At 75.6% G+C, this 8,405-nt stretch carries 11 protein-coding genes and 1 pseudogene; 2 read left to right on the top strand and 10 right to left on the bottom strand.

All coding sequences use genetic code 11. The features are described 5' to 3' along the window. Positions 1-150 (bottom strand): annotated as a pseudogene (locus ACFUEL_RS29650) (MFS transporter); the annotation flags it as partial. 99 nt (positions 151-249) lie between these two features. On the opposite strand from ACFUEL_RS29650, the gene ACFUEL_RS29645 reads away from it, so the two are divergent. Then, the gene (locus ACFUEL_RS29645; RefSeq protein ID WP_380239852.1) at positions 250-1,335 is read left to right on the top strand and encodes a DUF5937 family protein; all 1,086 of its coding nucleotides are present in this window, start codon (positions 250-252) and stop codon (positions 1,333-1,335) included. A gap of 36 nt (positions 1,336-1,371) precedes the next feature. Here ACFUEL_RS29645 and ACFUEL_RS29640 read toward each other — a convergent pair whose 3' ends face one another. From ACFUEL_RS29640 to ACFUEL_RS29625, 4 genes are all read right to left on the bottom strand, one after another. Continuing rightward, positions 1,372-1,941 (bottom strand): hypothetical protein, encoded by a 570-nt coding sequence (locus tag ACFUEL_RS29640; RefSeq protein WP_380239851.1) that lies wholly within the window; start codon positions 1,939-1,941, stop codon positions 1,372-1,374. A gap of 99 nt (positions 1,942-2,040) precedes the next feature. Next, positions 2,041-3,372, bottom strand: coding sequence for an MFS transporter (locus ACFUEL_RS29635; protein ID WP_380239850.1), 1,332 nt, complete (start codon positions 3,370-3,372; stop codon positions 2,041-2,043). Then, entirely contained in the window at positions 3,369-4,289 is a 921-nt protein-coding gene (locus tag ACFUEL_RS29630) for an SDR family NAD(P)-dependent oxidoreductase (RefSeq protein WP_380239849.1), read from the bottom strand. Before ACFUEL_RS29630 ends, ACFUEL_RS29635 begins: the two co-directional genes overlap by 4 nt. Then, a complete protein-coding gene (locus tag ACFUEL_RS29625; RefSeq protein ID WP_380239848.1) occupies positions 4,286-5,584 on the bottom strand; it encodes a flavin-containing monooxygenase in 1,299 nt (432 codons plus the stop codon). The genes ACFUEL_RS29630 and ACFUEL_RS29625 overlap by 4 nt, the downstream gene beginning before the upstream one ends. Positions 5,585-5,718: 134 nt before the next feature. Here ACFUEL_RS29625 and ACFUEL_RS29620 point away from each other — a divergent pair, with 134 nt between their 5' ends. Beyond that, the gene (locus tag ACFUEL_RS29620) at positions 5,719-6,354 is read left to right on the top strand and encodes a TetR/AcrR family transcriptional regulator (RefSeq protein WP_380239847.1); all 636 of its coding nucleotides are present in this window, start codon (positions 5,719-5,721) and stop codon (positions 6,352-6,354) included. A 53-nt stretch (positions 6,355-6,407) separates the two neighbouring features. Here the strand turns inward: ACFUEL_RS29620 and ACFUEL_RS29615 are convergent, their stop codons facing one another. The 5 genes from ACFUEL_RS29615 to ACFUEL_RS29595 form a co-directional block, all read right to left on the bottom strand. After that, positions 6,408-6,737 (bottom strand): hypothetical protein, encoded by a 330-nt coding sequence (locus tag ACFUEL_RS29615; protein ID WP_380239846.1) that lies wholly within the window; start codon positions 6,735-6,737, stop codon positions 6,408-6,410. Between the two features lie 43 nt (positions 6,738-6,780). Further along, the gene (locus ACFUEL_RS29610) at positions 6,781-7,041 is read right to left on the bottom strand and encodes a hypothetical protein (RefSeq protein ID WP_380239845.1); all 261 of its coding nucleotides are present in this window, start codon (positions 7,039-7,041) and stop codon (positions 6,781-6,783) included. Further along, a complete protein-coding gene (locus ACFUEL_RS29605) occupies positions 7,038-7,304 on the bottom strand; it encodes a hypothetical protein (RefSeq protein ID WP_380239844.1) in 267 nt (88 codons plus the stop codon). The genes ACFUEL_RS29610 and ACFUEL_RS29605 overlap by 4 nt, the downstream gene beginning before the upstream one ends. A 108-nt stretch (positions 7,305-7,412) precedes the next feature. Further along, a complete protein-coding gene (locus ACFUEL_RS29600) occupies positions 7,413-7,724 on the bottom strand; it encodes a YkvA family protein (protein WP_380239843.1) in 312 nt (103 codons plus the stop codon). Positions 7,725-7,871: 147 nt separating this feature from the next. Next, complete coding sequence (locus ACFUEL_RS29595) at positions 7,872-8,276, bottom strand: SRPBCC family protein (protein ID WP_380239842.1); 405 nt, start codon at positions 8,274-8,276, stop codon at positions 7,872-7,874. Between the last annotated feature and the right edge of the window lie 129 nt (positions 8,277-8,405).

The following is an 8,405-nucleotide window of genomic DNA, read 5'->3' as shown; positions in this document are numbered from 1 at the left end:
CAGCAGGAACGGGCGCAGCAGGCCCGAGCCGAGGGCGTCCACGAGCAGGGCGGTGGCGTAGCGCGGGCCGCCGCCGGCCCGGACGAGCCGGCGGAGGGGCGGCCGGGCCGGCGCGGCGACGACGGCGGCGGGGGTGGCTGTGGCGGTCATGGCGCCACGGTGCGGGCCGGGCGGCGGGGCGGTCACGTCGGTTGACGCTTTCCGTCAACCGGCGCCGGGGCCGCGCCCGTGAGCAGCGAGAATGGCGGGGTGACCCTGCGCATCGACCTCGCCGGGACGCCGCCGGAGCGGATCCGGTTCGGCGTCTCCCCGCTCGCCGAACTCACCGCGATGCTGCACGTGCTGGCCTCGCCCGAGCACCATCCGCAGCTGGCCGGTTGGGCGGCCGGGGTGTGGGCGGGGCTGCGCCCGGGGCCGGCCGAGCGGCTGCGCGAGGCGGAGTTCCTGTGGCGCTCCTCGCGGGCGGACTTCCTGGTGCCGGCCCGGCCGCGGGCCACCCTGGCGGCCGAGCTGGACGAGGTGGACGCGCTCGACGACGAGCGGTACGCGCACGCGGCGCTGATCACCACCTGCGGGTCCAACCGGCGGGCCTTCGCCGACCGCTCCCCGCTGCACGACCCAGCGGCCCGGGCGGCCGCGCTGGAGCGGGCGCAGGCCCGCGGCCCCGTCCAGGAGGCGTTCGCGGAGCGGCTGCTGGCGGATCCGGCGGCCGTCCGGGCCCGGGTGCGGGAGACCCTGGAGCTGTGCGCGGAGGCGTTCTTCGACGCTCAGTGGCCGGCGCTGGCCGCCCGGCTGGGCCGGGACGTGCGGGACAAGGCCGAGCTGATGCGCCGCCAGGGCCTGGCCGCGGCCCTGGCCGAGGTGTCGGCGGCGGTCGCCGTCACACCGGACGGCGGCTCGCTGGTGCTGGACAAGCTGCAGGACTCCACCGCGCGGGCGGGCCGGGCCGGGGTGACCTTCCTGCCGAGCGTGTTCGGCCACCCGCACCTGGTCGTCGTGCACGCCTCCGGCTGGCAGCCGGTGGTGCAGTACCCGGCGGCGGACGGGGAGCGTGCGGCGAGCGTCCCGCTGGAGGCCGTCAGCCTGCGACTGGAGGCGCTGGCCCATCCCGTGCGGCTGCGCCTGGTCCGCACCCTGGCCCGCGGCCCGCACACCACCGGCGAGCTGGCCCGCGCCTGGGACCTCACCCCGCCCGAGATCTCCCGCCACCTCGCGGTGCTGCGCCGGGCCGGCCTGCTCGCCGCCCACCGCCGGGGACGGCACGTGCACCACGTCCTCGACCTGGCCGCCACCGGCGCCCTCGGCACCGATCTGCTGGCGGCCGTCCTGCGCTGACCGACCGGCCCGGCCCGGGTGGGGCCCGGCTCGGGCTCAGTCGCCGGGCAGCAGGACGGTGAGGAGGGCGCAGAGGCCCATGACGGCCAGCATGGCGACGGCGACGGTGCGGTCCGGGGCGTCGGGGCGGGGGCCGAGGCGGGTGTCGAACCTGCCGCGCGGGTCCTGGGTGACCTGGAGCCGGTCGCCGAGCGCGGGGTGGTCGCCCTTGGTGGCGATCTTGTGGAGGACGGAGCCGTCGTCGAGCCGCACGTCCACCGCGGTGACGGACGGGCCGACGCCGCCCATCGGGTCGGAGGTGACGATGGCGCGCGTCACCGTGGCGTTCGAGGTGGCGCCGCGGTCGTGCAGGACCTGCTGTTCCTGCATGCCGAGCGCGGCGATGGAGAGGAAGATCCAGGCCGAGTACAGGAGCATCACGGCCAGGGCGGCCGGCCCCTCGTCGTTCCTGGCGAGCCGGATGACGCCCGCCACGCCGAGGGCCATGACCAGGACGAACCCGAGGAAGCCGACCGGGCGCGCGGACCCGTCGTGCAGCGCCAGCGTGCCCCACAGCACCAGGACGGCCGCGATCCCGCCGATCGGCCCCCACAGCACCTTCTCCACGGCCCCACCCCCGACCGTCACGTACCCCGCCGGGCTGTCGCCGACTCCCTTTGCGAAGGCTTTTCCTGACGATCGGCCAGATTCCGGTGGCGGTCGGCGTCACCGCCGGGCGTCCAGGGCGCAGCGCCGCTGGAGGCCGAGGGCGAGGGCCATCAGTGCGGCGGGCAGCAGGGTGAAGCCGGTGAGCAGGGCGGTCAGGGCCGTGTCGCTCTGGGCGGGGTGGGTGCCGCCGGTGCTGGAGGCGAAGCCGCCGAGGGCGAGGACGGCCGAGTACAGGTAGGGGCCGATGGCGGTGCCGGTGGCCTCGGTGGCGGTCCACACGCCGGTGTAGGCGCCCGCTTCGGCGGTGCCGGCGGCGGCGACGGCGTCCGGGAGCATCGAGAACGCGAAGAGTTGCAGCCCGGCGAAGGCGACTCCCATGGCCATCACCACGGTGGCGGTGGCGGCGGTCCGGGCGGCCCCGTCGAGCAGGGCGGCGGTGGGCAGCAGGAGCACCGAGCCGGTGGCGAACGCGGCCTGGGAGGTGAGCAGTCCGCGCTGCTTGCCGTTGCCCTCGCGCCGCGACCAGGCCGTCCAGGCGGGGCCGGAGAGCATCGCGGGGGCGAGGAAGAGGCCCATGAACAGGGCGGTGAGCCGGCCGTCGTGGAAGACGTACTCGGTGACGTAGGGCAGGGCGGCCAGGAACAGGTGGGTGGTGGTGCCGGTGAACAGGTAGGAGAGCACCAGGGGGCGGAAGTCCGGGTCGCGCAGGGCGGTGCGCAGGTCGGCGCGGGTGGAGTGGCCGGCCCGTTCGGCGGGGGCCTTGAACCCGCACTCGGCGGTGAGCCGGCGTACGCCGAGCAGGGCGACGGCTCCGGAGGCGGCCGTCGCGGCGGCCAGCAGCACGGCCATCCGGGCGTAGTCGGCGCGGGTGCCGCCGGAGGAGAGGGCGGGGGCGGCGACGCCGGCGGCGAGCAGGCCGACGGTGAGCAGGGCCGTCCGGAACATGAAGACCCGGGTGCGTTCGTGGTAGCCGACCGCCAGGTCGGAGGGGGTGGTCAGGTAGGGCACCTGGAAGGCGGCGAACAGCAGGTTCCCGGCGGTGAACCAGCCGCCGACCCAGAGGGCGGCGGCCCAGCCGTGCAGGCCGGGCGGGACGCTGAACATCGCGGTCATCGCCAGGCCGAGCAGCAGTCCGGTGCGCATCATCCGCCGCCGGTGGCCGTCGCGGCGGGCCTGCCGGTCGGAGCGGGAGCCGAGCAGCGGGTGGGCGACGACGTCGACGGCCTTGGGCAGCAGCAGGGTGAGGCCGGCCAGCAGGGCGGGGACGCCGAGCACGTCGGTGAGGAAGTAGAGCAGCAGCAGTCCGGGCGCGGTGACCCAGACGCCCATGCCGACCGAGCCGGCGGCGTACAGGGTGAGTGCCTTCCGCCCGGCCCCGGCCGCCGTCACTCGGTCCCCCGGTTCCGACCGCTCCGACCGCTCCGACCGCTCCGACCGCTCCGACCGTTCCGGGCGCTCCGACCGCTGCGGGTGCTCCGGCCGCTGCGGGCGACGACGCCGGCGGCGAGTTCGGCGCCGTCGAAGGCTCCGGCGGCGGCGCGGGCGTGCAGGGTGCGGGTGACGATCCGGTCGGTGAGGGCGGGCAGGTGGCGGGCGAGGAAGAACTCGACGGCGCCCTTGCGGGTGGTGGTGACGTCCCGGCGCGGGCGGGTGGAGAAGGCCGCCCCGGTGATCGCGTCGAGCACGCCCTCCAGCGGCTCGTAGACGCTCATGCCCTCCAGGGAGAGTCCGGCGGCCTTGGTGGAGTCGTGGATCGGGCTGCGCACCGCGGAGGGGTAGACGCAGCTGACGCCGACGTGGGGGGCGAGTTCGAGGCGCAGCGCGTCGGCGTAGGCGACCATGGCGCGCTTGGAGGCGCCGTAGGCGGCGGCCAGCGGGAGCTGCATGACGGCCATCCGGGAGGTGACCATGACGACCCGGCCGCGGGCGGTGACCAGGGCGTCCACGCAGGCGGCGGTGGTGCGCCAGGTGCCGAGCAGGTTGATCTCCAGTTGGCGGCGGACCTCGGCGCCGGGGGCGTGCTCGGCGGGGGCGGGGCCGCCGGTGCCCGCGTTGTTGACCAGGACGTCGAGGCCGCCGAGGGTCTCCAGGGCCTCGCCGACGGCGGTGGTGACGGCGTCGTCGTCGGTGACGTCGCAGCGCAGCACGGGGAAGGGTTCGTCGCCGGTGGGGCGCAGGTCGAGTCCGAGGACGTGCGCGCCGGCGGCGGTGAGGCGGGCGCCGAGGGCGCGTCCGATGGTGCCGGAGGCGCCGGTGATCAGCACCCTTCGCCCGCGCGGGTCCTGGCGGCGGTTCAGGAGGGTCACCGGTTCTTCTCCTTCTGTGCCCGGCGGGCGCCGGCCTTGAGTTCGCGGGGGACGGCGGCGACGTACTGGTCGAAGTCGATCCGCATCATCGGCCGCTTGTCGCCCCAGCGCCGGACGGCGGCGGCGTGCGCGCGGCGGACGTGGGCGCGCTGCCGCTCGGGGCTCGGGAGGGCGTAGCGCCCGGCGAGGTGGGCGGCGACCAGTCGGCCCTGGGCCTCGACGACGGGGAGCGCGGCGCCGGTGGACTGCATCAGTCCGACGAAGCTGAGCGTGGGGTCGTCGAGGTGGAACACCCGCTGGTAGAGCGGGAGTTCCTCGGGGTCGGGGCCGGTCCAGCGCTCGTCCAGGAAGGGGATCGTGACGCGGTAGCCGGTGGCCCAGACGATGACGTCGACCGGGTCGGTGCGTCCGTCGGTGAAGTGCACGCGGGTGCCGTCGAGCCGTTCGATGCCGGGGCGGGCCTCGATCTCGCCGTGGGTGAGGCGGTGCAGGACGGTGTCGCTGATGGTGGGGTGGTTCTGGAACAGGCCGCCGGCGGGTTCGGGCAGCCCGTACCGGCCGGGGGTGCCGACGGCGAGGGCGAGGACGCGCTGCGCGACGGCCTGCCGGATCCGCCAGGGCAGTACGGCTAGGGCGCCGCCGGTGGCGTCGGCGGGGCGGCCGAACAGGTACTTGGGGACGATGTGGGTGCCGTGCCGGGCGGAGAGCAGCACCGGGCCGTCGGCGGTGTACGAGGCGTCGACGGCGATGTCCATCGCGGAGTTGCCCGTGCCGACGACCAGCACCCGCCTGCCCGCGTACGCGTCGGCGCGGCGGTGGTCGTGGGCGTGCAGCTGGGTGCCGGCGAAGTCGCCGGGGTAGCCGGGGCTGGGCCACTTCGGGTCCCGGTTGTGGCCGTTGGCGACGACGACGGCGTCGTGGCGCTCGCCGTCGACCCGCCAGCCGTCGGCGTCCCGGACGACCCGGCGCACCGTCGTCCCGAACCTGGTCCTCCCGGTGATGCCGAACTCCCGGGCGTAGTCGGCGAGGTAGCCGGCCACCCGGGCGGCGGACGGGTAGTCGGGCCAGTGCGCGGGCATCGGGAAGTCGGCGAACTCGGTGCGGCCCCTGCTGGTGTTCAGGTGCAGGCTGTCGTACGCCGGGGAGCCCTCCGGGCCGTCGTCGCCCGCCCACAGGCCGCCGACGCGGGTGCCGCGCTCCAGGACGGTGACCTCCAGCCCCTGGTCGAGCAGTGCCTTGGCGGCGGCCAGTCCTGCCGCGCCGGCGCCGATCACCGCCACCCTGGTCGAGCCCATGCCGGGTGCTCCTCTCGTCGAAGGGCGCTCATTCAATCGAATGATGGAGTCCGGCACAATGGGTGGTGACCTGCGAATTCGCCCCCCATCACCTGATGGATTTCTTCCGCTGCGGTCCGCTATCCTCGATGCCCATGAGCGCCCTGCCCGAGGACGGCCCCCGCGAACGCATCCTGGCGACCGCCACCCGCCTGTTCGCCGAGCGCGGCTACGACGCCACCAGCACCCGGGCGATCGGCGACGCGGTCGGCCTGAACATCGCCACCGTCGCCTACCACGTCGGCGCCAAGCCCGCGCTCTACCGCGAGGTGATGCGCCGCGCCCACCTCGCCCAGCGCGAGGTGGTCACCGAGGCCCTGGCCCGCCTGCACGCCTGCGACCCCACCCCCGACGGGACGCGCGCCGCGCTGCTCGCCTTCGTCGACGACTACCTGTCCTTCTGCCTGCGCCGCCCCGAGGTCCCGGCGCTGTGGATGCGCCGCTGGCTGGCCGAGGGCGCCGACCACTCCGACATCGAGAGCGAGTTCGCCGGCCCGCTGGTCGCCGAGGTGGCCGGCGCCGTCCGCACCGTCCTCGACCGGGTCGGCCTCGGCCCCGGCGCCGACGTCGAGATGCTGGTCTTCACCATCGTCTGGACGTCCCACTCCTTCGGCCAGGCCGGCGTCATCGACCCGGCCGGCACCCGCCGCGGCCCCCTCGACCTCCCCGTCCTGGACCGCTTCCGCCGCCACCTGCACACCGTGGTCACCGCCGTCCTGGACCACGACTGACCCGGCCGGACCGCGATCGAGCACGCCGCGTCGAAACCGGCCGGCGGTCTCCCCTACTGCTCCTCGGCGGCGCCGGAGCCGCGGTCCAGGACCACCGGGAACGTCTCCTCCGCGGCGTCGGCCCACGCGTCGATCTCCTCGTGGGACGACCTGACGGCGTCGACCAGGTCCAGGACGGCCTCCAGCTTCCGCTCCCCGACGTTCTGCCGCAGCTCCTCGACCGTCACCTCCCGGTACGTCATGCGCAGCTGCCACCAGAAGCGCATCAGGTACCGGCACTCCTGCGGCTCCCGGTCGTCCGCCAGCCGGTTGTGGACCACCGCCTGGACGCGCTGCAGCTGCTCGTCGTCGCGGAAGCCGTTCGCCAGGTCGGTCAGGGTCACGGCCGGACCCTACCAAGCCCGTTCGGCGGCCGTGCCGGCGGGCTCAGCCGCCCAGGCCGGGCACCCAGACCAGCCGCAGCACGTCGACGGTGCGCTGTTCCGGGTCGACGAACAGCTCCGCGGTGACGGAGCCGGCCAGCACCACGCTGCGCAGGTCGCCCCACTCGTCGACCGGCGCTCCCGCCCGGTCGTCCAGCAGCACCAGGGCGGCGTTGACGAGCGCGAACAGCACCTCGTCGGCCTTCGAGATCTCCAGCATGGTGCGGGCCGGCTGCTCCTGCAGCCAGATCCGCCAGCCGCTCACGCGGCGGCCGCCCCGGCCCGCTCCGAGCGCCCCGCCACCAGCGCCGGCGCCACCGCGGCCCGGAAGCCCGCCCGGTCGCTCCCGTACGCCGCGGACATCGCCCGCAGCCACCAGGCCCCGATCACCGCCTCGCGCTCCACCGGGTCCTCCACCGGGCCGAGTTCGCCGTAGAACCGGGCGCGCTCCTCGTAGGTGAGCGCCTGTTCGATGCCGTTGATGCTGCGCGGCACGCGCAGCGTCCCGGTCTCTGCCGTCGCGGTCATCCCTCTGCCCTCCCAGCTGTCTGCTCCGACCGTACCCGGCCGGGCCGGATCCATCACCCACCGGCCCGGACTCCGGCCCCGGAACGGCCCCGGAACGGTCGCGGCCGGTCAGTTCCGGCGGTCGCGGCGGCCCGCGCGGCGGGCGATCCCCTCGGGGACGGCCTTGTTGAGGGAGCGCAGGGCCAGCATCAGGACGCCTATGTCGTCGATCAGGACCGGGTCGGGCATCAGGTCCACCGGGAAGACCAGGTAGGCGATCGCCCCCCAGAACAGCACCTTCTTCGACATCGGAATGTTCGTGTCGGCCAGCAGCCGCCTGGTGCGCACCAGTTTGACCACCAGCACGACCACCGCGGCCACCGTCGCGACCAGGAACACCGCCGCCGCGACCCACAGCAGCGTGCTCGTCCCCTCACTCATCCGTCCACCCCTTCGGTGTTCCCGCCCGTTCCGTCGGAACACTCCTGCCCGGCTTCGGCCGGAGCGTTCCTCCCGGACGGGAAAAGTTGCGGGACGACCGGGACGGAGGTGCGTCCTCGGCCCTCCGGCGCCTCGGCCTGCGCCCCCTCAGCGCAGCAGCGCGTGCAGGGTGCGGCGGAACAGGAGGCGGGCGCACCAGGCGGTGGGGCGGTCGAGCGGGGCGGGGAGCGGGGCGATCCGCAGGTCCTCGCGCCAGCGGACGACGGCGCCGCCGCGGTGCGGGCGGACGTCGATCTCGGCCCATCCGGTGATCAGCGGGCCGCGTTTGACGAGGCGGCAGTGGCCGGGGCGGCCGGGGCCGGGCGGCTGCCGGCGGACGACGTCCATCACGTCGTCGAAGCCGTGCCGGCCGATGCCGGTGCGGGCGGTCACGGTGCGGCCGTCGGAGCGGACGGTGGTGAGCGGCATCGCGTGGCGGGGCCAGTCGGTGACGCGCCGCCAGGCTTCGTCCGGGTCCAGTGCGGTGGCCAGCACGATGCGGAACTCGGTCATCCGCCGATGCTACCGGCCGGGCGGCGGCCCGGGGCGCGGCGTGCCCCGGGCCGGGCCGGGCGGCCCCGCGGGTGCCGGGTCAGCGGTGCAGGTGCAGGCCGAAGCCGCTGCGGCCGGCCGGTTCCAGGC

This window comes from Kitasatospora sp. NPDC057198, assembly GCF_042670125.1.
Taxonomy (GTDB): domain Bacteria; phylum Actinomycetota; class Actinomycetes; order Streptomycetales; family Streptomycetaceae; genus Kitasatospora.
This window is presented reverse-complemented; position numbering and strand designations above follow the sequence as displayed.